The sequence below is a fragment of the Xanthomonas sp. WHRI 8932A genome, assembly GCF_035012785.1.
GTDB lineage: Bacteria > Pseudomonadota > Gammaproteobacteria > Xanthomonadales > Xanthomonadaceae > Xanthomonas.
Genome location: NZ_JAYGQQ010000001.1, coordinates 583,729 through 606,685, shown reverse-complemented (window position 1 = coordinate 606,685; position 22,957 = coordinate 583,729). Strand labels below are relative to the sequence as shown.

At 64.5% G+C, this 22,957-nt stretch carries 17 protein-coding genes and 1 other RNA gene; 12 read left to right on the top strand and 6 right to left on the bottom strand.

Translation table 11 applies throughout. The annotated features are described in order from the left end of the window. Positions 1 to 47: 47 nt before the first annotated feature. Both VC212_RS02655 and VC212_RS02650 read right to left on the bottom strand, forming a co-directional pair. Positions 48 to 473, bottom strand: a complete 426-nt coding sequence (locus tag VC212_RS02655; protein WP_055846280.1) for a type II toxin-antitoxin system death-on-curing family toxin — start codon at positions 471 to 473, stop codon at positions 48 to 50. A gap of 8 nt (positions 474 to 481) precedes the next feature. After that, the gene (locus tag VC212_RS02650; RefSeq protein WP_055845667.1) at positions 482 to 703 is read right to left on the bottom strand and encodes an AbrB/MazE/SpoVT family DNA-binding domain-containing protein; all 222 of its coding nucleotides are present in this window, start codon (positions 701 to 703) and stop codon (positions 482 to 484) included. 158 nt (positions 704 to 861) lie between these two features. Here VC212_RS02650 and lexA point away from each other — a divergent pair, with 158 nt between their 5' ends. The 5 genes from lexA (at position 862) to VC212_RS02625 (ending at position 8,134) form a co-directional block, all read left to right on the top strand. Next, positions 862 to 1,467 carry a transcriptional repressor LexA gene (gene lexA / locus VC212_RS02645; protein WP_115514427.1) on the top strand — a complete coding sequence of 202 codons (606 nt, stop codon included), beginning with the start codon at positions 862 to 864 and terminating at the stop codon, positions 1,465 to 1,467. Between the two features lies 1 nt (position 1,468). After that, positions 1,469 to 2,119, top strand: a complete 651-nt coding sequence (gene imuA, locus VC212_RS02640; protein ID WP_167455829.1) for a translesion DNA synthesis-associated protein ImuA — start codon at positions 1,469 to 1,471, stop codon at positions 2,117 to 2,119. A 9-nt stretch (positions 2,120 to 2,128) separates the two neighbouring features. Beyond that, positions 2,129 to 3,547, top strand: coding sequence for a DNA polymerase Y family protein (locus VC212_RS02635; RefSeq protein ID WP_323515796.1), 1,419 nt, complete (start codon positions 2,129 to 2,131; stop codon positions 3,545 to 3,547). A gap of 169 nt (positions 3,548 to 3,716) precedes the next feature. Next, on the top strand, positions 3,717 to 6,968 hold the full coding sequence (locus VC212_RS02630; protein WP_323515794.1) for an error-prone DNA polymerase: 3,252 nt from the start codon (positions 3,717 to 3,719) through the stop codon (positions 6,966 to 6,968). Between the two features lie 347 nt (positions 6,969 to 7,315). Next, the gene (locus VC212_RS02625) at positions 7,316 to 8,134 is read left to right on the top strand and encodes an HDOD domain-containing protein (protein WP_055846276.1); all 819 of its coding nucleotides are present in this window, start codon (positions 7,316 to 7,318) and stop codon (positions 8,132 to 8,134) included. A 24-nt stretch (positions 8,135 to 8,158) separates the two neighbouring features. On the opposite strand, the gene VC212_RS02620 is transcribed toward VC212_RS02625, so the two are convergent. Next, positions 8,159 to 8,659, bottom strand: a complete 501-nt coding sequence (locus VC212_RS02620; protein ID WP_323515791.1) for a DUF3757 domain-containing protein — start codon at positions 8,657 to 8,659, stop codon at positions 8,159 to 8,161. Positions 8,660 to 8,750: 91 nt separating this feature from the next. Here VC212_RS02620 and VC212_RS02615 point away from each other — a divergent pair. From VC212_RS02615 to VC212_RS02585, 7 genes are all read left to right on the top strand, one after another. Next, positions 8,751 to 8,826, top strand: a non-coding RNA gene (locus VC212_RS02615) — sX9 sRNA. A 298-nt stretch (positions 8,827 to 9,124) separates the two neighbouring features. Continuing rightward, a complete protein-coding gene (locus tag VC212_RS02610) occupies positions 9,125 to 11,095 on the top strand; it encodes an oligopeptide transporter, OPT family (protein WP_323515790.1) in 1,971 nt (656 codons plus the stop codon). A gap of 598 nt (positions 11,096 to 11,693) precedes the next feature. Then, positions 11,694 to 12,476: a transporter gene (locus VC212_RS02605; protein ID WP_238155952.1), complete on the top strand. Its 783-nt coding sequence runs from the start codon at positions 11,694 to 11,696 to the stop codon at positions 12,474 to 12,476. A 480-nt stretch (positions 12,477 to 12,956) separates the two neighbouring features. Next, the gene (locus VC212_RS02600; RefSeq protein ID WP_323515787.1) at positions 12,957 to 15,092 is read left to right on the top strand and encodes a S9 family peptidase; all 2,136 of its coding nucleotides are present in this window, start codon (positions 12,957 to 12,959) and stop codon (positions 15,090 to 15,092) included. A 365-nt stretch (positions 15,093 to 15,457) separates the two neighbouring features. Next, complete coding sequence (locus VC212_RS02595) at positions 15,458 to 15,943, top strand: hypothetical protein (protein ID WP_323515784.1); 486 nt, start codon at positions 15,458 to 15,460, stop codon at positions 15,941 to 15,943. Positions 15,944 to 16,077: 134 nt separating this feature from the next. Continuing rightward, positions 16,078 to 16,809 (top strand): AraC family transcriptional regulator, encoded by a 732-nt coding sequence (locus tag VC212_RS02590; protein WP_115512290.1) that lies wholly within the window; start codon positions 16,078 to 16,080, stop codon positions 16,807 to 16,809. A gap of 59 nt (positions 16,810 to 16,868) precedes the next feature. After that, entirely contained in the window at positions 16,869 to 17,402 is a 534-nt protein-coding gene (locus VC212_RS02585; protein ID WP_323515781.1) for an Imm21 family immunity protein, read from the top strand. 283 nt (positions 17,403 to 17,685) lie between these two features. Here the strand turns inward: VC212_RS02585 and VC212_RS02580 are convergent, their stop codons facing one another. The 3 genes from VC212_RS02580 to VC212_RS02570 form a co-directional block, all read right to left on the bottom strand. Then, a complete protein-coding gene (locus VC212_RS02580) occupies positions 17,686 to 19,791 on the bottom strand; it encodes a catalase (protein ID WP_323515779.1) in 2,106 nt (701 codons plus the stop codon). A 223-nt stretch (positions 19,792 to 20,014) separates the two neighbouring features. After that, positions 20,015 to 20,869 carry an aldo/keto reductase gene (locus tag VC212_RS02575; protein WP_323515777.1) on the bottom strand — a complete coding sequence of 285 codons (855 nt, stop codon included), beginning with the start codon at positions 20,867 to 20,869 and terminating at the stop codon, positions 20,015 to 20,017. 115 nt (positions 20,870 to 20,984) lie between these two features. Further along, positions 20,985 to 22,655 (bottom strand): carboxylesterase/lipase family protein, encoded by a 1,671-nt coding sequence (locus VC212_RS02570; protein ID WP_323515775.1) that lies wholly within the window; start codon positions 22,653 to 22,655, stop codon positions 20,985 to 20,987. Positions 22,656 to 22,957 lie beyond the last annotated feature (302 nt).

Genomic DNA, 22,957 nt, shown 5'->3' with positions numbered 1-22,957 from the left:
AGGTCAGTACACCCATCGCATGCGACCCGCATGGCGCCGACAACGCATCAACCGTACTGACCCTGCGGCTCATGCACCTGCGTGTCCGCGCGCAAGCGCACACGTGGGCGCAACCAGTGGGCAAATTCGGCCTCGCTCCACGCACCATCTGCTAATCCCATCATGGCGACATACTTCTCTTCCTGCGACGCCATGAGCTCGGCACCATTGAGCATCAGGAACACGCGATAGCAGACATGGGCAGTGCGCTTGTTGCCATCGACGAACGGGTGATTGCGCGCCAGCCCATAGGCCAGGCTTGCGGTCAACTCCACCAGGTCCGGTGGGGGATCGCCGTAGGAAAATAGCTGTTGCGGACGTGCCAGGGCCGAATCCAGCAATGCCTCGTCGCGCACGCCAGCAGCGCCGCCGTGTTCGCTCAATTGACGCTCATGGATGGCCGAGGCAAGTCCGCGCGTGATCCACACGACCATGCGCGTGTTCATTTGGCCAGCTTGTTGAGCACCTGACGATCCTCGCGCATCACTTGCTCGGCCACTTCCATTTGCGCGGCCAGGGTGGGGTCGAAAGCGGTCAGCTTGATGCCGTCGGGCGTTTCCAGCGCATACAGCTCGTCGCCTTTGCCCAGGCGCAAACGCGCAAGCAGATCCTTGGGCAGGATGACGCCGGCGGAGTTGCCGATGGCAGTGATCTTGAGTTTCATGGCAGCCCTTTCGCGTTATTACGTAAGTTATAACTCTTTGATCGTACGCTCGCAAGCAGCCGTGCTGAGCGGCTCAGCAACCTGCACCAGCCAATCTCGCCTGCTGCGACCGATAAGTGTACAAATGTACACCTTGTCCCGCACAGTCCTTGTTCTCCATGACGCCCTTGTCCCCCAAACGTGCTGCGGTGCTGGCCTTCCTGCAGCAGCAGGCCCAGGCCGGCGTGTCGCCCAGCCTGGCCGAGATCGCGCAGGCGTTCGGCTTTGCCTCGCGCAATGCCGCGCAAAAGCACGTGCAGGCACTGGCCGAGGCCGGGTTGATCGAATTGCTGCCCAACCAGAAGCGCGGCATCCGCGTGCCAGGCGGCGCCGGGCGCGATGCCTTGCTGGCCTTGCCGGTGCTGGGGCGGGTGGCGGCCGGTGTGCCGATCGGGGCGGATATCGGGCTGGAGCGGCAGCTGTGGCTGGACCGCACGCTGTTTTCGCTGCGCCCGGATTACCTGCTGCAAGTGCAGGGCGACTCGATGATCGACGACGGCATCCTGGATGGCGACCTGGTCGGCGTGCATCGCAGTAACGACGCGCGCGATGGGCAGATCGTGGTGGCGCGGGTGGATGGCGAAATCACCATCAAACGCCTGGAACGCGGCGCCGAGCGCATCCGGCTGCTGCCGCGCAACCGCGCGCATGCGCCGATCGTGGTGGCGGCCGACGCCGACTTCGCGATCGAAGGACTGTACTGCGGCCTGATTCGGCAGGGTTGAGATGAGCGAGCCCGTGCAGCTGCGACACCACGGCAATGCCGCGCTGGCCATGCCGCTGGATGCCTTGCTGGCCGCGCGCACGGTATGGCGTGCAGGCCACGGCACCGCCACGGCCAATGGCGGCGAATCCACCGGGCATGCAGCATTGGATGCGCTGCTGCCCGATGGCGGCTGGCCGCGGCGAGCGCTCACCGAGTTGCTGTTGCCGGCACATGGCATCGGCGAGATCGCCTTGTTGTTGCCCACGCTGGCGCGGATGACCGGCGCCAGCAGCCGGGTGGTGCTGGTGGCGCCGCCCTTCATCCCGTACGCGCCGGCCTGGCAGGCGGGCGGGGTGGTGCTGGAGCATCTGGAAGTGGTGCAGGCCGAGCCGCGCGACGCCTTGTGGGCATTTGAACAATGCCTGCGCAGCGGCGCCTGCGCGGCGGTGTTGGGCTGGCCGCAGACCGGCGATGCGCGCGCCTTGCGGCGGCTGCAGGTCGCGGCCGACAGCGGCAATTGCTGCGCGTTTGCGTTGCGCGATCGTCGCCACGCGGTCAATGCATCGCCGGCGGCCTTGCGGCTGGAATTTCTGCCTGAGCGCGATGCCTGGCAGGTGCGCAAGTGCCGCGGCGGCCAAGTGCCTTCGCAGCCGTTGCGGCTGGCGCATTGAGCCGCGCGCATGTTGTGGGCCTGCATCTTATTGCCGCAGCTGGCACTGGACGCCGTTCTACGGCGGCTTGAAGAGCCGCAGGCGCCGCTGGTGCTGGTGCAGGGGCCGGCACAGCTGCGCAGCCTGCATTCGGTCAATGCCGCCGCTGCCGCTGCGGGATTGAAACCGGGCATGCGCCTGTCTGCGGCGCATGCCTTGATGGCGCAGGTACGCACGATCGATTACGACGCGCAGAACGAAGCGCGCACGCAACGCTTTCTTGCGGCCTGGGCGTACCGGCACAGTTCGTTGGTGAGCCAGCAATGGTCGCGCGCCATCGTGCTGGAGGCGGGTGCGAGTTTTCGCTTGTTCGGCCCGTGGCCACGTTTCGAGCGCCGCCTGCGCGACGAGTTGCAGGCATTGGGATTCCAGCACCGGCTTGCGCTGGCACCCACGCCACGCGCGGCGCGCGTGCTGGCCGGGTTGCGCGATGGCATGGTGGTGACCCAATTGCCGGACTTGCACAGCACCCTCGACAAGGTGCCGGTGCGCCGTGCCGCTTTGCCCGGCGATGCTGGCGAGCGCCTGCAGCACATGGGCGTGCGCACGCTCGCCGCGGTACGTGCCTTGCCGCGCGACGGGCTGCAGCGGCGTTTCGGTGCCGGCCTGCTCGATCATCTGGATCGGCTCTACGGCAACGTCGATGACACGCTGGAGTACTACGCGCCCCCGGATCACTTCGACCAACGCGTGGAGCTGGGCTACGAGGTGGAAACCCATCCGGCCTTGCTGTTCCCGCTGCGCAGGTTGATCGGCGATCTGTGCACCTATCTGTCCATTCGCGATGGCGGCGTGCAACGCTTTTTGCTGCGTCTGGAACACGAACAAGGCGCCACTGATGTCGAGATCGGTCTGCTGACACCGGAGCGTGCGCCCACGTTGTTGTTCGAGCTGGCCCGCAACCGGCTGGAGCGGGTGGAGATTCCACGGCCGGTGGTGGCGATGCGGCTGTTGGCGCGCCAGCTGCCGCCGTTCGTGCCGGCGATGCGCGACTTGTTCGACCAACGTGCGCAGCAGTCGGTGGACTGGCCGCAACTGCGCGAACGGCTGCGTGCGCGCCTGGGCGATGAGGCGGTGTACCGCGTGCTGCCGGCCGACGACCCGCGCCCGGAACGCGCCTGGCGCCGCGCCATCGGCGATACGGTGCGCGAAGCCGCCGCGCCGCCACGTCCGCCGCGGCCCACCTGGTTGCTGCCGCAGCCGGTGCCTCTGCACGATCCGCACCTGCGCATCGTCTCCGGCCCCGAGCGGCTGGAAAGCGGCTGGTGGGACGACGACGAGGCGCGTCGCGATTACTACGTGGTGGAGACCGCGCGCGGCCGACGCGGCTGGGTCTTTGCCGCGCCTGGCCATGTCCAAGGCTGGATGTTGCATGGGTGGTTTGCGTGATCCGGCGCATGCCACTGCCAGAGCGCAGCGTGGGGTGCCTGGCGGGTCATCGCAGCGCTGCTGCAAGCGTCCGATGCAGCATGACGCGAGGGCGCTGCTGCAACCAGGCGATCTGCCGCGCATTGCAAAGACGCTGCGCTGGCAGCGCGATGGTTGAAGGGATGCGCGCATGAGCTGGGATGACGCTGTCGATGGCGTGGACCGCGACACGCCGGGCGGGCGCATGCCGCGCGCCTGGAATGTCGCAGCACGGCTGCGCGCGGCCAACGACGACATTACCCATGCGCAGCTCGCCGATGGCCTGCCTGCCTATGCCGAGCTGCATTGTCTGTCGGACTTTTCGTTTTTGCGTGGCGCCTCCAGTGCCGAGCAGTTGTTCGTGCGCGCGCAACACTGCGGGTACAGCGCACTGGCCATCACCGACGAATGTTCGCTGGCCGGCATCGTGCGTGGCCTGGAAGCGGCGCGCGCCACCGGCGTGCGGCTGATCGTCGGCAGTGAATTCACCCTCGTCGATGGCACCCGCTTTGTGCTGTTGGTGGAGCATGCGCAGGGCTATCCACAGTTGTGCAGCTTGATCACCACCGCACGACGCGCAGCGGGCAAGGGTGATTATCGTTTGGGGCGTGCGGAGGTGCAGGCGCAGTTTCACGATGTTGTGCCCGGTGTCTTTGCGCTGTGGTTGCCTGGCGCGCAGCCGCAGGCAGAGCAGGGCGCCTGGTTGCAACAGGTGTTCGGCGCGCGCGCGTTTCTGGCAGTGGAACTGCATCGCGAGCAGGACGACGCGGCGCGTCTGCTTGCCTTGCAACAGTTGGCGCAGCAACTGGGCATGACCGCGTTGGCCAGCGGCGATGTGCACATGGCGCAGCGCCGCGAGCGCATCGTGCAGGACACCTTGACCGCCATCCGCCACACCACCCCGCTGGCCGAGTGCGGCGCGCATCTGTTCCGCAATGGCGAGCGCCACCTGCGCACGCGGCGCGCCTTGGGCAACATCTATCCGGGTGCGTTGTTGCAAGCCACGGTGGAGTTGGCCGCACGCTGCACCTTCGATATTTCCACCATCAAATACGATTATCCGCGCGAACTGGTGCCCGAAGGCCATACTCCCGCCAGTTATCTGCGCCAGCTCACCGAAGCCGGCATGCGTGAGCGGTGGCCGGAGGGAGTGTCGGCCAAGGTGCGCGAAGACATCGAAAAAGAACTGGCGCTGATCGCCAAGAAAAACTACGAGGCGTTTTTTCTTACCGTGCAGGATGTAGTGCGGTTTGCACGGTCAGAGCACATTCTTTGCCAGGGGCGTGGCTCCTCGGCCAATTCGGCGGTGTGCTATGCGCTGGGGATCACCGCAGTCAATCCCGACGAAACCCGTCTGCTGATGGCGCGCTTCCTCTCCGAAAAACGCGACGAGCCACCGGACATCGACGTGGACTTCGAGCACGAGCGCCGCGAAGAAGTGCTGCAGTACGTCTACAGCAAATACGGCCGCGAGCGTGCCGCGCTTGCCGCTACGGTGATTTGCTACCGCGGCAAGAGCGCGGTGCGCGATGTGGCCAAGGCGTTCGGCCTGCCACCGGATCAGATCGCCTTGCTGGCCAATTGCTATGGCTGGGGCAATGGCGACACGCCGATGGAACAACGCATCGAAGAGGCCGGTTTCGATCTGGCCAACCCGCTGATCAACAAGATTCTTGCGGTCACCGAGCACCTGCGCGATCACCCGCGTCATCTGTCGCAGCATGTCGGCGGTTTCGTGATTTCCGATGAGCCTTTATCGATGCTGGTGCCGGTGGAAAACGCCGCGATGGCCGACCGCACCATCATCCAGTGGGACAAGGACGATCTGGAAACCATGAAGCTGCTCAAGGTCGATTGCCTGGCGCTGGGCATGCTGACCTGCATCCGCAAGACGCTGGACCTGGTACGCGGGCAGCGTGGGCGCGATTACAGCATCGCTACGCTGCCGGGCGAGGATGCGCCCACCTACAAGATGATCCAGCGCGCCGATACCGTGGGCGTGTTCCAGATCGAATCGCGCGCGCAGATGGCGATGTTGCCGCGGCTCAAGCCTGCGGTGTTCTACGACCTGGTGATCGAAGTGGCGATCGTGCGGCCCGGGCCGATTCAGGGCGATATGGTGCATCCGTATCTGCGCCGGCGACAGGGCCGCGAAGAGGTCAACTATCCCTCGCCGGAGGTGGAAGACATCCTCAAGCCGACCCTCGGCGTGCCGCTGTTCCAGGAGCAGGTGATGGAGCTGCTGATGCATGCGGCCGATTACACCGAAAGCGAAGCCGATAATCTGCGCAGATCGATGGCCGCCTGGCGACGCGGTGGCGACATGGAACAGCATCGCGCGCGGGTGCGCGAGCGCATGCAGGGCAAAGGCTACGCCTCCAGCTTCATCGACCAGATCTTCGAACAGATCAAAGGCTTCGGCTCCTACGGGTTTCCGCAAAGTCATGCCGCCTCGTTCGCCAAGCTTGTCTATGCCAGCTGTTGGCTCAAACGCCACGAACCGGCGGCATTTGCCTGCGGGCTGCTCAATGCGCAGCCGATGGGGTTTTATTCGGCCAGCCAGATCGTGCAGGACGCACGTCGCGGCAGCCCCGAGCGCGCGCGCGTGGAGGTCTTGCCGGTAGATGTGCTGCACAGCGACTGGGACAACACCCTGGTGGGCGGCCGGGCGTGGTGCAGCGATGCCGACCCTGGCGAACAACCGGCGATCCGGCTGGGCATGCGCCAGGTCGCTGGCTTATCGGAAGTGGCGGCCAATCGGATTGTCGCCACCCGCACGCAACGCGCCTTCACCGACATCGGCGACCTGTGCCTGCGCGCGACACTCGACGAAAAGGCGCGCCTGGCCTTGGCCGAAGCCGGTGCCTTGCAAAGCCTGGTCGGCAATCGCAATGCCGCGCGCTGGGCGATGGCTGGCGTGGAAGCGCGCCGGCCCTTGCTGCCCGGCAGTCCGGAAGAACGCGCGGTGGAGTTCGCAGCGCCACGGATGGGCGAAGAGATTCTGGCCGACTACCGCTCGGTCGGCCTGAGCCTGCGCCTGCATCCGATGGCGCTGCTGCGCCCGCAGATGCAGCAACGGCGCATCCTGGGTCTGCGCGACCTGCAGGGCCGTCGCCACGGCAGCGGCGTACATGTGGCCGGGCTGGTTACTCAGCGGCAGCGCCCGGCCACTGCCAAGGGCACCATCTTCGTCACCCTCGAAGACGAGCACGGCATGATCAACGTCATCGTCTGGTCGCACCTGGCGCTGCGCCGACGCCGCGCATTGCTCGAATCGCGCCTGCTCGCGGTGCGTGGCCGCTGGGAGCGCGTGGACGATGTGGAGCATCTGATTGCCGGCGACGTGTACGACCTCAGCGATCTGCTCGGCGAGATGCAGCTGCCATCGCGCGACTTTCATTAGCGCTGCCGAAGCAAGCACGCAGCGACAATGCAACGATGCGTCATGTCCATGCGCCTGATGCGGCTGCGCGCAGTACAACCGTGCATCGCTGCGCGCCTGTCACCCCCGCTGATCCACAGCCAAACCGCATTCCTACTGGCATCTGCGCAATCGCCTGCGCATCACTGTCGAGTTCGCTGGCGGCCATGATCATCGCCCGGCGGCGTGCGGGATGCCGCCTCAAGCGCAAAAATCCACACGCATGCATAAATAAGCCCGGCCTCGGTCACCGACAGCCAACCGGTCTGTGCTACACCATGCAGGTCTGCGCAACCGCGCTGGCTTATCCGTTCACCCACGAGGCGATCATGAAGTTGGAGGCGTTGTTCGACCAGTTGCACACCTTGCCCACCGTGCCCAAGGTGGCGCAGGACCTGATCCGTCAATTCGACGATCCGCAAACCGATATCGATGCACTGGCGCACACCATCGAGCGCGATCCGGTGATCGCTGCCAAGGTGTTGCGCCTGGCCAATTCGGCACGATTCCACGGCTTGCGCGATTCCACCAGCGTGGAAGACGCCGCGATGCGCTTGGGCTTCAACACGCTGCGCACCCTGGTGCTGGCCTCGGCCATGACCGGTGCCTTCCGCGCCGGCCCGGGCTTCGATCTCAAGGCCTTCTGGCGGCACAGTTTCGAGGTGGCCGGCATCTGCCGTCTGCTGGCGCGCCAGCACGGCCTGGACCCGGAAACCGCCTTTACCTGCGGGATGATGCACAACATCGGCGAACTGCTGATCCAGTCCGGCGCACCGGATTACGCCAGTCGCATCAATCACGACACCTCATCGGCCGGCCATGCCGCCGAAGAAACCCTGCAACTGGGCTTCGGCTACCCGGAAGTGGGCGCCGAGCTGGTGCGTCGCTGGCAATTGCCGGTGGTGATCCAGGAAGCCATCGCCTACCAGGTTCGCCCGGCCGCCGCGCCCGAAGGCGCACGGATGCCGTTGCTGGTGGCCCAGGCGGTGCAGGTTTCCGACGCGCTGCACGCGCACGGCGGTGCCACCCCGCAGGCATTGGACGCGCTGCGCGCACCACTGATGGACGGCGTCGACCTGGAAGGCTTGTTCGCCACCTTGCCGGACGTCATCGAAGCCGATCGCGCATTCGCCGAACTGCTGCACTGACGCTACACAGTGCGTACCGCTGCGTCATTCCTCCAGACGCAGCGGTTCGAACGCGCAGTCCTCTGCACTCCGAGTGCATGTGTAGAACTGGACCGTTCCTGCTACCGGCGGCTGATCGAGTTGCCAGTGCGTCGGGTGTCTGGGGGTGACGAACAGGTTGCGTTGCATCTGTGGCGTGCGACTGTCGAAATACGCCAGATCCACTTCCTTGCCGCCGCGCATGGAGTAAGTGCAGTTGACCAGCACGCCCATGCTGGACGCTGTCTCGGGTGACTCGCCGTAATAGAGCACCGAGGCCAAGTGCCGCGGCTTGCCATTGTTGGCTTGTAGTGTGCTGGACCAAGCCCCGCTTCCTGACGCCACCCCGAGTCGTACGTTGGCGCGATAGCGGTCCGCCTCGTAACGCACCTCTGCCGGGTCAGGGCATTGCGCGCCGTGCTCGGCGGGTGGTGTGGCGAATGTGGCGGCTGACGATAACGACAGCAGCATGCCGGCCATCAGGGCGGCGGTCAGTGGATGTTGCATGGTCTGCACCTCTGGTTACATGGCGGTCTTAGAGCAGCTAACAAAACGACTGTGCGGCTGCCAGGCGGGCGTGGCGGGTGCTCGGTGCGGCATGGTCCCCTCGTACACGCCGGTTCCTCCGCGCCGTCCACATCCAACTGACGCCTGCTCGCCACGCGTTGTTAGCCGCTCTTGTGTGTGTATGGCGCTTGCCCATGGGCTTTACTCAGCACAGACAAAAAGACTGAACACGGGGGCGCGTTCCCCGTAGTGCGCGGCGATGTAACAAGGATGCGTGGTCGTCATGATCTTGGTGAGGTTTAAAGCGCATTGATGCTGACGTAAACGCACCGATGGAGCCGCACCGCGGTCAACCCGTCGCACCACACGCCATGGCAGCCGCACTGTCACGCCGCGCCGCAGCTGGACTCGCATCGGCGCAGGCGCTAGCGTGGTACGGATTTTTTGCCCACAGGGGAATGCCCAATGAGCCAAGACGCGCAACCGCGCCAGCTCACCTTTCGCGCCATCGTGCTGGCCATCGTGCTGGCGGTGGTGCTTTCGGCCGCCAACGCCTACCTCGGCCTGTTTGCCGGTTTGACCATCGCCACGGCCATCCCGGCAGCGGTGGTGTCGATGGGCGTGCTGCGCTTGTTGGGGGGCGGCACCATTCTGGAGAACAACATCGTCCAGACCGGTGCCTCGGCCGGTTCGTCGATCGCCGCCGGGGTGATCTTCACCATCCCCGCGCTGGTGATCATGGGCTACTGGCCGGACTTCAAATACTGGTGGGTGCTGGGCATCGCCGGCATGGGCGGGCTGCTGGGCGTGCTGTTCTCGGTGCCGCTGCGGCGCTCGATGATCGTCGAAGACCCGCTGCCGTTCCCCGAAGGCAAGGCCGCCGCCGAAGTGCTCAAGGCCGGTGAAAACCCCGGCCCGGGCCTGAAGATCCTGGCCGCCTCCGGTGCCATCGGCGCGCTGGTCAAACTCGCTGCCGCCAGCGGCTTGCGGGTGATCCCGGACACCTGGGCACAGGCCACCTACCTGGGCAGCAGCCGCCTGGTGGGGTATCTGGGCACCAACCTGTCGCCGGCATTGCTGGGCGTGGGCTACATCGTCGGCTTGAACGTCGGCATCGTGGTGTTGTCCGGTTCGATCCTGTCCTGGCACATCGCCATCCCGCTGTATCAGCAGTTCTTCATGGGCTCGGACCCGGCCCTGGCGCAGAGCCTGGTCGGTGCGCCAGCGGCCGATGCGGCCTTCGGCATCTGGGGCGCGAAGATCCGCTACCTCGGCGTCGGTGCGATGCTGATCGGCGGCGTGTGGACCTTGTTCTCGCTGCGCAAATCGCTGTTTTCCGGCGTCAAGAGCGGCTTTGCCGCCGCGCGCAAGAGCGGGGGCGGCGTGGTCGCCGAAACCGAGCGCGATCTGCCGATGAAGTGGATGCTGGTGGCGCTGGTGCTGTGCACCTTGCCGCTGCTTGGCCTGTATCAGGCCATCGTGCAGCAGTGGCATGTGTCGATCCCGATGACCATCATCATGATCGTGGCCGGCTTTCTGTTCGTGTCGGTGTCCGGGTATCTGGCTGGCTTGATCGGCTCGTCCAACAACCCGGTGTCGGGCATCACCATCTCCACCATCCTGTTCGCCTCGGCGGTGCTGGTGCTGTTGCTGGGTAAGGACGGGCTGGTGCCGGTGGGCATCGGCGCCGCACCGCTGGGCGCGGTGGCGGCGATCATGATCGGTGCGGTGGTGTGCTGCGCGGCGGCGGTGGGCGGCGACAACCTGCAGGATCTCAAGGCCGGTTATCTGGTCGGCGCCACGCCGTGGAAGCAGCAGCTGATGCTCGGCATCGGTGCGTTTTCGTGTGCCTTGATCATGGCGCCGGTGCTGAACTTGCTGGCGCAGGCGTATGGCATCGGCCCGGCCACTCCGCAGCACCCCAACTCGCTGGGCGCGCCGCAGGCCACCTTGATGGCCTCGGTGGCCAAGGGCCTGTTCGGCGGCCAGTTGCCGTGGACCATGATCGCCATCGGAGCGGTGGTGGGCGCGGCGATCATCGCATTGGACGAATGGTTGAAGGCCACCGGCAAGCGCTTCCGCGTGCCGGTGCTGGCCGCAGCGATCGGTATCTACCTGCCGCTGGAGCTGATGGTGCCGATCTTTGTCGGTGGCCTGATCGCGCATCTGGTCGAGCGCTTCCACAACATCCGCGCCGACGACGAAGATGGCCGCGACCGGGTGCATCGTCCGGGCGTGCTGTTTGCCGCCGGCCTGATCACCGGCGAAGCGCTGATGGGCATCGCCATCGCGGTGCCGATCGTGTTGTCCAGCCGCGCCGATGTGCTGGCACTGCCAGCTGCCTTGCAACTCAATCAGTGGGTTGGCCTGGCCATCCTCGCCGTGGTCGGCTGGCTGCTGTATCGCGTCGGCAAGCGCGGCGAACAGGCGGCCTGAGCCTGGCGACAGACACGGCGCATGCGATGCATGCGCCGTTCTGGCAGGCGCGCAAGGCGACCTGCCCGCAGCGCACGCCGCTGCCATCTGCACCATCCCCACGCATCGCCGCTGCAGACCCCGTCGACCGTCCGTGACGGCACTTCCTTGTCTGCAGCCCGTCTTTGCGCCGGCTTTATGCCAGGTCCAGCGCTCATGCATAGCGCCTTTATGCCGCCGCTCCGTATCGTGCCGTCTCCCGCACGGATGATGCGTTACGGCTGCCGCATGCCTCGATCGACCCCGCTGATCTCCGCGCTCTAGGCCATCGCGCCGCCGCTGCTGCCGACAAAAACGTTAGCCCAATCACACTGCGCCGCTTCCAAAGTGCGGTTGCGGTCGCTTTTTGTCTGGCGAGCTCGACAGTTCGATAGGATCGAGCAGACGCCGATATTCCAGCGTCATGCAGTCGATCCACCTCTCCACGCGCATTCCCCCTCCCTCACTGCTGGCCTGTCGTGTCATCGGTCCAGCGCTCTGCCATGGAGTTACTGCAATGCTGACTGTTATTCCCCGTTTCCCGTCCCGTGTACGGCGTATCCCCCTGCTGACCATCGCCATGGCCGGCGTGCTGTGCGGCCTGGCGACGCAAGCGCAGGCACAAGACGCCACCGAAGCGGCGCTGTGCACCGATCGGCCGACCAAGGCCAATTCCACCTGTACCGTGCCGACCGGCGCCTGGCAGCTGGAAACCGACATCGGTAGCTACACCCGCGACAGCCAGCCCGGCACACGCATCGAAACCTCGGTGTTCACCAATCCCACGCTCAAATACGGCGTCAGCGACCGCATCGATCTGCAGCTCAACTGGGCGCCGCAGCTGCAGGTCAAAACCACCGATCGCGCTACTGGCGCACGCAGCAGCCTGAGTGGCGGTGGCGACATCTATCTACGCATGAAGGCGCGTTTCTACGAAAGCGACACCGCCACCGTCGCGGTGCTGCCGTTCGTCAAGGCGCCGACCGCCCGCACCGGTCTGGGCAACGACGAGTGGGAAGGCGGCGTCGCGTTGCCGATCAATTTCGTATTGCCTAATAGTTTCTCGCTGACCTTCGGCCCGGAGGTGGATTGGCTGGCCGACAGCGATGGCAGCGGCAAGCATGTCGCCATCGTCAATGCGATCAACCTGGCACGTCCGCTGACGCCGAAGTTATCGATGGCAGTGGAAGTGTGGTCTTCGATCAATCGCGACCCGGCCGAGACCATCGAACAATATTCGGCCGATATCGCGGCTGCGTATCTGATCAATCCGCTATTGCAACTGGACGTGGGCGCCAACTTTGGGCTCAACGACCGTACCCCGGACGCGCAGGTGTATGTGGGCATGGCGCACCGCTTCTGAGTCGTGTGGTGAGCCAAGGGCAGGGTGTGCTGTCGTACATGCACGCCCCGCCTTGCAGAGAGTGGCCAAGGTTGCGAGGCGTCAGGTCGACTGGTGCCTCGCAACGTCCATCCGCGGCACGCCAAGCGTGGCGGATACGTGAGCAACGCTGAGCTGCTGTCGCCGCATGGGAAGCTTGCCTCGGCGTAGCGACGACCGGTGGGCACACTGGTGCAATCATCTGTCCAACGCAGCGCGCATTCCTCAAGCGGACCTGGGCGGTGTGATCCGCCTTGCTGGCCGCATGAGCCATGCCGCCACACGCGCCGGCCATCCGCGTTTGACAGTACGTGCCTCAGGTTCTGGTCGCCGTATTGCGACGCGCAATTTCATCCACGAGGCGACGCCCACGCAACCGCGCAGGCAGGCGCAAGCGCAAGCCTTTGCGCGTGCGCTGCAGCAACGCCTACCATCGACGTTTTGCCGTTGCAGGAACTCTCTATGAAGCTGCGTCACGCCGTGCTGCCCCTGTGTCTGTTGGCCGCCTTGCCAACCCTTGCCGCCGCGCGCGGTTTCGATGTGCGCGACATGGTCGCGCTGGATCGAGTGTCCTCGCCCACGCTCAGCCCCGATGGCGGCGTGGTGATCTTCGCCAAGCGCCAGGCCAAGACCGCCAATGGCAAGCCGGCCACCGGCCTGTGGATGCGCAACCTGCGCACCCGTGATTTGTCGCCGCCCAAGCGGCTCACCCCGGAAGGCTGGAACGTCAACAGCCCGGCGCTGTCGCCCGATGGCAAGACGGTGTACTTCCTCAGCAGCAAATCCGGTATCCAGCAGCTGTACGCGCAGCCGCTGGCCGGCGGCACTCCGCAGCAGCTCACCGCGTTTGCGGTGGACCTGGACAGCTACAAGCTCTCGCCAGACGGCAAGCGCATCGCCTTCAGTGCGGGCGTGTTTCAGGACTGCGGTTCTGACCTGGACTGCACCAAGAAAAAGCTCGCCAGCGTGAAGAATGCCAAGGCCAGCGGCGTGGTGTACGACCAGCTGTTCGTGCGCCATTGGGACACCTGGAACGATGGCCGTCGCAACACCTTGTTCGTCTCCGAGCTGCCCGCAACCGGCGCCAAACCGGTAGTCGGCGCCTCGGCGATCAGTGCCACGCTGGCCGGCGATGCGCCGTCCAAGCCGTTCGGTGGCAACGACGATTACACCTGGTCGCCCGATGGCACCAGCGTGGTCGCCAGTGTGCGTATCCCGCAACCGCATGGCCCAGAGGCAGGTAAGAACGCCAAGGCCGCCACCAAGCCGACCGGCAACGACGAGCCGTGGCAGACCAACTTCGACCTGTATCGCCTGGATGCGGCCGGCAAATCCGCGCCGGTCAATCTGACCGCCGCCAACCCGGCCTGGGATGCCGGCCCGGTGTTCAGTGCCGATGGCAAGACGCTGTACTACCGCGCGATGAAGCGCCCCGGCTTCGAGGCCGACCGCTTCGGCCTGATGGCGATGGACGTGGCCAGCGGCAAGACGCGCGAGATCGCGCCGAAGTGGGATCGCTCGGCCGGCGAAATCGTGCTGGGCGATAACGGCAGTAGCATCTACACCAGTGCCGATGACCTGGGCGAACACCCGCTGTTCAAGATCGACATCGCCAGTGGCGAAGCGACCAAGCTGGTGGGCGAGGGCAGCGTGCATGCACCGACGCTGGCTGGCAGCACGCTGGCGTTTACCCGCAACTCGCTCAAGAGCGGCGATCAGATCTTCGTCAGCGATGTGCAGGGCCAGAACCTGCGTGCCATCACCCAGACCGCTGGCGAGCAACTGCCCGACGTGCAGTTCGGCGACTACGAGCAGTTTCAGTTCAAGGGCTGGAACAACGACACCGTGCACGGCTATGTGGTCAAGCCGTACAACTACCAGGAGGGCAAGACCTACCCGGTGGCGTTCCTGATCCACGGCGGGCCGCAGGGCAGCTTCGGCAATGGCTGGAGCAACCGCTGGAATCCACAGACCTACGCCGGCCAGGGCTATGCGGTGGTGATGATCGACTTCCACGGCTCCACCGGTTACGGCCAGGAATTTACCGATGCGATCAGCCAGCATTGGGGCGACCGCCCGCTGGAAGACTTGCAAAAAGGCTGGACTGCCGCGCAGAAGCAGTACGGCTTCCTCAACGGCGACAAGGCCTGTGCGCTAGGTGCCAGCTATGGCGGCTACATGGTCTATTGGATGGCAGGGACGTGGCTTGATAAAGACGGGAACCACCCGTGGAAGTGCCTGGTCGATCACGACGGCGTATTCGACAACCGCACCATGGGCTACGCCACCGAAGAGTTGTGGTTTTCCGAGTGGGAAAACGGCGGCACGCCATGGCAGAACCCGGCCGGCTACGAGAAGTTCAATCCGGTGCTGCACGTAGACAAGTGGAAGGTGCCGATGCTGGTAATCCATGGCCAGCAGGACTTCCGCATCCCAGTCGAACAAGGCCTGGCTGCCTTCACCGCGCTACAGCGCAAGGGCATCGATTCCAAGTTCCTGTACTTCCCTGACGAGAACCACTGGGTGCTCAAGCCGGACAACAGCATCCTGTGGCACGACACCGTCAACGGCTGGTTGAAGCAGCATATCGGGCAGTAATGCATTAGAAAAAACGGCACGCCGCCTTGCAGCGGCGTGCCGTTTTTTTTTTGTGTGGCGTTCTTCGGTCGGCAGCAGGCGCGTGCTGAGGGCGATCGAAGATTCGGCAACTGCACATCGCGCGGAGACGCATGGTGTTGCGCAAGCTAGCTGGAAATACGCGTTGTTGTCGCGCTCGCTCAAGTAACGCGGTGTGCCGCCGATAATCACGTAGTCGAGTGCGCTTGCGGTGTGCCGTTGGATAACCGGCGATGAAATGGCGGCTGATCGGGCGCCGGCATCATCGCCCGGGCGTCATGTCGACGTGTCAAAATAGCGCTTCTTTAACTTTCCCAATCCCTGCCAGGATCGCAAGGATCTTTCGCATGCGCACGTTCGTCCGCCCGGCCTTGCTTGGGCTTGCCCTCATTTTCAGCCCTGCCTGGAGCGCCGCGCCGCGGCCCACGGCGGCTGTGCCTGCACGTGCGCCGGTGGCCACTGCGCCTGTGACTGCCAGCGCGACAGACGCCGCCAATAGCGAGCTGCTGGTGCCGTTGCCGGCGACCCTCAAGCCAGGCATGAGCTATCGCGCGTTTTCGCAGGCGATCGCCGAGCAGGGCTGGCAGCCGGTCGACCCGTTGGCAGCGGACAGCTGCATGGCCGCAGGCGATTGCGAAATCGAATTCGTGGCGCCCACTGCCGGTGCGCGTCTGCGCGTACAAGTGGGGTCGCAATCGGGTGCGGCAGTGGTGCAGACCTGGTCAGCGCGGCGCACGCCGGCCGATCGCATGGGCGCCACCAGTGCTTCCATCGACGCTCCCAAGGACGGCGGGGCTGCAGTCACCGCTACCGTGGCCGAACAGCCGCGCTGAGCGCCTGCAAACCAAGCGACAGGCGCGGCGTATCATGACGTTGCGCACCGGTGGTGTGTGCAGACGCTGATGCGTCACTGCACCGCTGCGCCTCTCTTGGCCCCGAGTCCCTCGCACTGCATGAATCCTCTCGCATGAAGAGCATCGATCCTGCCGATCTGGAAGCGTTGTTCGATGCCGTGCCGGACGTGCTGTTTTTCGTCAAGGACCGCGAGGGTCGCTACACCCACGTCAACCAGACCATGCTGCGGCGCCTGGGCCTGAAGTCGCGCAAGGAACTGATCGGCAAGCGTGTCGCCGAGGTCTACCCGAGCGGTCTTGGCGCCAACTACGCCAATCAGGACGAACAGGTGCTGGCGGGTGAGGTGATCGACAACCTGCTGGAACTGCATCTGTTCGCCAACCGCGAGCCGGGCTGGTGCCTTACCTGCAAACGTCCGCTGCTGGTCGACGGCAAGGTACAGGGCATCATCGGTATCTCGCGCGATCTCGGCCCGCAGGACGGACACGAATCGCAGTACGAAAAACTCAGGCTTGCGCTGGCGTACCTCAACGCCAATTACGCGCAAAACGTGCGCATGCAGGCATTGGTGGAGATCACCGGGTTTTCGATGTCCAAGCTGCAACGCTCGTTTCGCAAGGTGTTCCAGCTCACCCCGCAGCAGGTGCTGGCCAAGTTGCGTTTGCAGATGGCCATGCATTTGCTGCACGGAAAAAAGAGCCTGACCGAAATCGGCCATGCCTGCGGCTTCAGCGACCAGAGCGCGTTTGCGCGGCAGTTCAAGCAAGCGGTGGGTATGACGCCGCGCGAGTACCGCGCGCTGGCGACTGCGCAGCAACACGTGCCGCTGCCTGCGATCGACTGACGGCCCCCCCCGCCGTCGCGCGCCGGTGTGCCTGTTTTCATGTGCTATCGAGACAAGAAATGACACAGCTGCGATGGATTGAATCAGGTGGTGGGCCGCTTGTTCTGCTGCATGCGGTGGATTTGCCAGACTGGTCGGGAATTGAGCCCTCCCTGTGCGATAGCGGCACAACCGACTACGCGCGTGCGTGTGCGATCGATGACGAACTTGGTCTGGTGACAGCCGGTCCCGGGTGCGCGCTGGTGTTGGGCGATGAGCCTGATCGGACGTCGCTGATCGAACGCGATGAGGCGGTGTTCATTGTCCGATTGCGCTGGGCGCCGTCGGAAGATGCCTTGCTGTCGGCGTTGCGCAATGCTTTGCATACGCTTGAATTCGCTGCGGCAGGTATTTTTTCGACGCGTCCTGGCACGCACTTTATGTTCGATTCGGCGGCACCTGGTGCGCAGGTGGATGCGCACAGGTCTGAATCAATGGTGGTCACGCTGGCGACGCCGCGGCTTTCGCTTGCAAGCGCGGTCTTTCAGCCATCTTCGAAGATCTGCGCTTTGATTCATCGCCTCGTGCCTGATAGCTCTGGTACATCTGGCTGAGGTCGATCGGGATGCTTGCTGCACCTGAGGATTACTGATCGTTCTCAGGTTATAGATCCCACGTCGATCCCCTCAAAAACCGAACTTCCAGCAGTCCTGCGGGTTGCTTGACGGTAGGGTGTCGCATCGAAATGCATCGCACTTTCTAGCGGCCGTCATCGTTGTTCGAACACTCTCTACCGACAAACGAAACAGCGATAGATGTTTCTCTGCATGATGCCCTGGGCGCGAACGATGTCGGTAACGTCGCTCGCGTCCAGGGGCGCTGTTTGCGCTTGCGCGCTTACGCCAACATGCGCACCTTCGGCTCGCGCGCCCACTGGCGGGTCTTTGCTGCGGCGATGAAGGCCTTGGTATCGGCCGCGGGGACAATGCCTGCATCCTTGCCAACATTGCCGGCCTTGAGCAGCAGTTGCGCGCCGTCGTCGAAAGCAATCGCTTTCAGATGCGCCCAGGCATTGCTGACGAAGTCCAGTGCCGCCGATTCGTTGGTCAGCAACTTCGCCGCTTCCGACGACAGCAGCACGGCCACCGCATCGAACACGATCGACGGCGTGCCGGCCAGCTGGCCATCGGCGGCCAACTGCTTGCCATCGCTGAGCTTGGCGCCACCGCGTTTGGGTGCGACGATTTTTACTGTTGCGCCAGCTGCTTCGGCAGCCTTGCGCACGGCCTTGATCGCTGCGGCATCCGAGCCGTCATGGATCAGAATGCCCACCGTGCGCCCCTGCAGGGTGTCCTTCATCTTGCCGATCAATTGCAGCGCGGGCGACAACGGCATGTCGGTGGGCGCAACCGCTGCCGGAGGTGCGGGCGGTAGTTTGCTCATGCCCATGCCGTCAGCCACGCGCTGCGCCAGTGCCGGGTCGACATGACGCAGATGACCCACGATGGCCTCGCGCACGTGCGCGGTGTCGACCTTGGACAGTTCAAACACCAGCGCCGAGGCCAGATGTGCCTGTTCCGGTGCGGTCTGGCTGCGGTAGAACAACCGTGCCTGGCTGTAATGATCGGCAAAACTCTCTGCGCGCACGCGGCCCTTTGCGCCATCTTCGGCAGGCGTTGCATGGCTGGGGAATCCACGTAGCGCTTCGCGCGGTGCATCCGCCTGCAGCGAACTGGGTTCGTAGGCGACGCGGCCCTTCGGTACACCCATTTGCATATGCCCATCGCGCTGATTGTTAGCGAACGGACACTTAGGTGCGTTGATCGGGATCTGATGGAAATTCGGCCCGCCCAGACGGCTCAACTGCGTATCCAGATACGAGAACAGGCGTCCTTGCAGTAGTGGGTCGTTGCTGAAATCGATGCCGGGAACGATGTTGGCTGGGCAATACGCCACCTGTTCGGTTTCGGCAAAGAAGTTGTCCGGCCAGCGGTCCAGCACCATGCGGCCGACAATCTGCAGCGGCACCAGTTCTTCCGGAATGACCTTGGTCGAATCCAGATGGTCGAACGGAAACGCCTCGGCCTCCGCTTCGGTAAACAGCTGCACGCCAAGCTCCCACTCGGGGAAGTCGCCGTTTTGAATCGACTCGAACAGATCGCGGCGCTGGAAATCCGGGTCGGCACCGGCTAGCTTCACGGCCTCGTCCCAGATGGTCGATTGCAGGCCCAGCTTCGGGCGCCAATGAAATTTGACGAAGGTGCTGTCGCCGGCCGCGTTGAGGAAGCGGAAGCTGTGAATGCCGAAGCCTTCGATCATGCGCAGCGAGCGTGGGATGGTGCGGTCGCTCATCGCCCACATGATCATGTGCATCGATTCGGGGGTGAGCGAAATGAAATCCCAGAACGTGTCATGCGCGCTGGCAGCCTGCGGAAAGCCGCGGTCAGGCTCCATCTTCACCGCATGGATCAGGTCCGGGAACTTCATCGCGTCCTGGATGAAGAACACCGGGATGTTGTTGCCTACCAGATCCCAATTGCCTTCCTTGGTGTAGAACTTCACCGCGAACCCGCGCACATCGCGCGGCGTGTCCACCGAGCCGGCACCGCCTGCAACGGTGGAAAAGCGCGTAAACAACGGCGTCTTTTCGCCCACTTCGGTGAAGATCTTGGCGGTGGTGTACTGACTCAGCGATTTGGTCAACTCGAAGTAGCCATGCGCGGCGCTGCCGCGTGCATGCACGATGCGCTCGGGGATGCGCTCGTGATCGAAGTGGGTGATCTTCTCGCGCAGGATGAAGTCTTCCAGCAATGTCGGCCCGCGCGGCGTAGCGCGTAGCGAGTTCTGGTTATCGCCAACCGGGATGCCCTGGTTGGTGGTCAATTGCGGATGCGAGCCGCCGGCTTTCTGATGCAGTTCGTCGCCAGTGCCGCGCAGTTCCTGCGCGCTGGCGGAACTGCCGACAGAAGGAACCTGTGCGGCTTTACTTGGGGACTTGGCCATGGGGGACTCCACGTTGGCGGGCTGGGATGCTAGCGATCCAACCGAGCCTGGGAGTGGCGCTGTTAAACGAGTGTGTCTACATGCGAACGAACACTCACACACACACACGTCGCGCAACGCAAAGCGTGCGCTACCGCGCTCTGTGCAATGCCAAACACACCACGCGCATGCTGCGAACATCGCCACATCCGCGATGTGCATTAGGCCGCGTGTGGTGTTTGATCTACAACAGATCCAGCGGCTGTTTGCGCATGGGCGGCGGGAACGCGCTATCCAGCGTTGCAAGATCCTGCGCGTCCAGTTGCAAAGTGCACGCCGCCGCGTTCGCGCTCACATGTGCGGGCGTACCCGATTCGGGAATGGCGATGACCTGGCCGCTGCGGATCGCCCACGCCAAAGCCACCGCGGTGGCGGCCACGCCACGTCGTGCACCGATGGCATGCAATACCGGGTGATCGAGCAATGCGCGGCTACCCAGTGGCGAGTACGCCATCACCGTCACCTCATTAGCGGCGCACCACGGCAGCAGATCGAATTCGATCCCGCGGCTGCCGGCGTGATACAGCACTTGATTGACCAGGCAGCGCTGCCCGCCATCGATGCGCCACAGATCCTGCATATCGTCCACATCGAAATTAGACACGCCCCAATCGCGGATCTTGCCGGCGTCGCGCAAAGCTTCGAACGCAGCGACCACTTCGGCAAGATCGCTCCCGCCGCGCCAGTGCAGCAGATACAGATCCAGGGTGCGCACGCCAAGCCGCTGCAGGCTGGCTTCGCAGGCGCGTGCGATGCCACGTGCGCTTGCATTGCTCGGCAACACCTTCGACACCAGATACGGCGGTTGTGCGCTGTCGATGGCCTGGCCGATCAATTGCTCGGAACGGCCGTTGCCGTACATTTCGGCGGTGTCGATCAGGCGCATGCCTAGTTGCTGGCCGGTCAGCAGTGCTTCGATCTCCTGCTGCGGCGGATGCCGGCCCTGGCCCAGATTCCAGGAGCCCAGGCCAAGCGCTGCGACGCGACGCCCGGTGCGCAGCAGCACCTCGGGGCAAGGGGATGACGTGGATGTGGACATGGAGCACTCCTGTAACGTTGATTGCATGTAACTGAGCGAAGGCCGGCACCTGGGGCCAGCGGCATCTGCGTCATCGGCGTGTCTGGATGCAGCTGCGGCCTCGTCTAGGACAGGCTCATCGTTGACCATCGCGTGTGAGGTCTTGCTGATGCTGTTGCGAACGCGCAGGTGGCGGAGCTGCAGCGGCTTGCGCCTGTGCATCCCAGAACGTGCAGCGATGGCGCTGTACGAAGTCGGGTGTGGTACCGATCCTGTGTGGCGACACCGTCAACGGTGTGTCGCCATCGAAGCGCGGCCACGGCGGTCGCCCGCCACCATTGGGGTCGCCAGTACGGGCAAACGCGCCCCAATAGTCCTGCAAAGTGTCGGAAAACGCCTGTTGCGCGGCATTGAACTGCGGGTCGCCACTGAGTACCCAGGGGCGTTGAAACAGATATGCCAGTTCGGAGGCGTGAAACGCGCCCAATGGCCGCGAGAACGGCAAGCGCCATAGGCCGTAAGGCGCCTGCGGGTCGTCGAACTCATACGCATACACCGCGGCATGAGTGCGCAAGGCTTGCCCAAGCCGGCGCGTGGGGCAGGCGAAGCCGCCGTCGGTGACGATGTCGGCAAAGGCCTCCCAGCGCGACTGCGCCGCGACATCTGCGTAGTGCGCCATGATCGGCGCCGGTGCCGCATACATGCGCCGGATGCGCGCTTCATAACCGCTGCGCAGCGTGAGCTTGCCGATGTAGGACAGCAGTTGGGCGAACAGGCGACCCTCATCGCGGTTGTTGCCGATCAGGACCGGGACTTGCGCATGCTGCGCGTTGGCAATCGCTTCGGCGGGCACTACCGGCAGTACATCGCCGCCGGCCATCGGCGCCCAGGCATCGCTGCCGGTCAAGCCGCGGCGCTGCGGTGTTGCATCGGCCAATGCCTCGGCAGGCAGTGTGCGCAGGCACGCGGCCACATCGCTTGCCCGCTCGCAGCCAAGCGTCTGTGCCATGCGCGTACCGCCGCGCTCTGCCTCGGCGCGCGTCACGCTCGAATCGGATGCAAGACAGCTACCGCTCTGCAGAATCGCACGCTGAAACAGGCCACGCGCGCCTGGCGACGCGAGCTGGTAACAGATGCTCCACGCGCCGGCGGATTCACCGAACACGGTGACGTTGTGCGCATCGCCGCCGAAGGCAGCGATATTGCGTTGCACCCAGCGCAATGCGGCCTGTTGATCCAATAGCGCATACGCGCCTTCGCCTTCGCCACGCAGACTCGGGTGCGCGAAGAATCCGAAGACCCCCAGCCGATAGTTGGGGGCCACCACGATGACATTCTGCCGCGCCGCCAACGCACTCAGGTCGTAGTCGGCATTGCTGCCCAGCTCCAATGCTCCACCGTAGATCCACACCATGACCGCGCGCGGGTGTGCCGGCGCAGGCCCGGGCGGTGCGTAGATGTTCAGCGTAAGGCAGTCTTCGGAGAGGTGTTTTTGCCCGAAGCGATACCGCGGCAGGCAGGCGGGCCCGGCCTGCGTGGCATCGCGAACATCCTTCCAGGCCACTGCCGGTTGCGGTGCATGGAAGCGCAGCGCGCCCACCGGCGGCGCTGCGAACGGCACGCCCAAAAACGCCTTGCCGTGTGCGCTTGCCACGCCACGCACCACGCCCGCATCGGTCTGTACCAGCTCGGCACGCGCATCGGGCGCATGCACCAGCGCAGGTACCTCACCGGGGCGACGTGGCGCGCAGCCGAGTAGCAGGGTAGCTGCCAACAACAAGGTGCCGAGATGTTTCAGTGCAAGCATGCGCAAGGTTCTGCCATAAGGGGAGGCGTTCGCCATCATGCCCAGCGCATGTGTAGGCGAGGCAAACGCGCGCGCAGGGCGTGCGTGGCATCGGTTGGTAGCTGCGATCGGCGATGCCTCTGAAGCAAAACAATGCAGACGCACACACTCTGCAAGTGCAGTTTCAATGAAGGGCGGTAGCTCCAGCAGCGGCTCTGGTAGCGAGCGTGTCGCTGCCAGCATGTCGATACCGCACGCTCACTGGTCGTGCTGCAACCGGCGTGCAGTCGCCATGAATGTCGCCCCTCTCGCGCAGCTGGCCC

Coding starts and splice junctions, on each gene's coding strand:
- VC212_RS02655 (WP_055846280.1), bottom strand. CDS start 473: ATGGTCGTGTGGATCACGCGCGGACTTGCCTCGGCCATCCATGAGCGT.
- VC212_RS02650 (WP_055845667.1), bottom strand. CDS start 703: ATGAAACTCAAGATCACTGCCATCGGCAACTCCGCCGGCGTCATCCTG.
- lexA (WP_115514427.1), top strand. CDS start 862: ATGACGCCCTTGTCCCCCAAACGTGCTGCGGTGCTGGCCTTCCTGCAG.
- imuA (WP_167455829.1), top strand. CDS start 1,469: ATGAGCGAGCCCGTGCAGCTGCGACACCACGGCAATGCCGCGCTGGCC.
- VC212_RS02635 (WP_323515796.1), top strand. CDS start 2,129: ATGTTGTGGGCCTGCATCTTATTGCCGCAGCTGGCACTGGACGCCGTT.
- VC212_RS02630 (WP_323515794.1), top strand. CDS start 3,717: ATGAGCTGGGATGACGCTGTCGATGGCGTGGACCGCGACACGCCGGGC.
- VC212_RS02625 (WP_055846276.1), top strand. CDS start 7,316: ATGAAGTTGGAGGCGTTGTTCGACCAGTTGCACACCTTGCCCACCGTG.
- VC212_RS02620 (WP_323515791.1), bottom strand. CDS start 8,659: ATGCAACATCCACTGACCGCCGCCCTGATGGCCGGCATGCTGCTGTCG.
- VC212_RS02610 (WP_323515790.1), top strand. CDS start 9,125: ATGAGCCAAGACGCGCAACCGCGCCAGCTCACCTTTCGCGCCATCGTG.
- VC212_RS02605 (WP_238155952.1), top strand. CDS start 11,694: ATGGCCGGCGTGCTGTGCGGCCTGGCGACGCAAGCGCAGGCACAAGAC.
- VC212_RS02600 (WP_323515787.1), top strand. CDS start 12,957: ATGAAGCTGCGTCACGCCGTGCTGCCCCTGTGTCTGTTGGCCGCCTTG.
- VC212_RS02595 (WP_323515784.1), top strand. CDS start 15,458: ATGCGCACGTTCGTCCGCCCGGCCTTGCTTGGGCTTGCCCTCATTTTC.
- VC212_RS02590 (WP_115512290.1), top strand. CDS start 16,078: ATGAAGAGCATCGATCCTGCCGATCTGGAAGCGTTGTTCGATGCCGTG.
- VC212_RS02585 (WP_323515781.1), top strand. CDS start 16,869: ATGACACAGCTGCGATGGATTGAATCAGGTGGTGGGCCGCTTGTTCTG.
- VC212_RS02580 (WP_323515779.1), bottom strand. CDS start 19,791: ATGGCCAAGTCCCCAAGTAAAGCCGCACAGGTTCCTTCTGTCGGCAGT.
- VC212_RS02575 (WP_323515777.1), bottom strand. CDS start 20,869: ATGTCCACATCCACGTCATCCCCTTGCCCCGAGGTGCTGCTGCGCACC.
- VC212_RS02570 (WP_323515775.1), bottom strand. CDS start 22,655: ATGCTTGCACTGAAACATCTCGGCACCTTGTTGTTGGCAGCTACCCTG.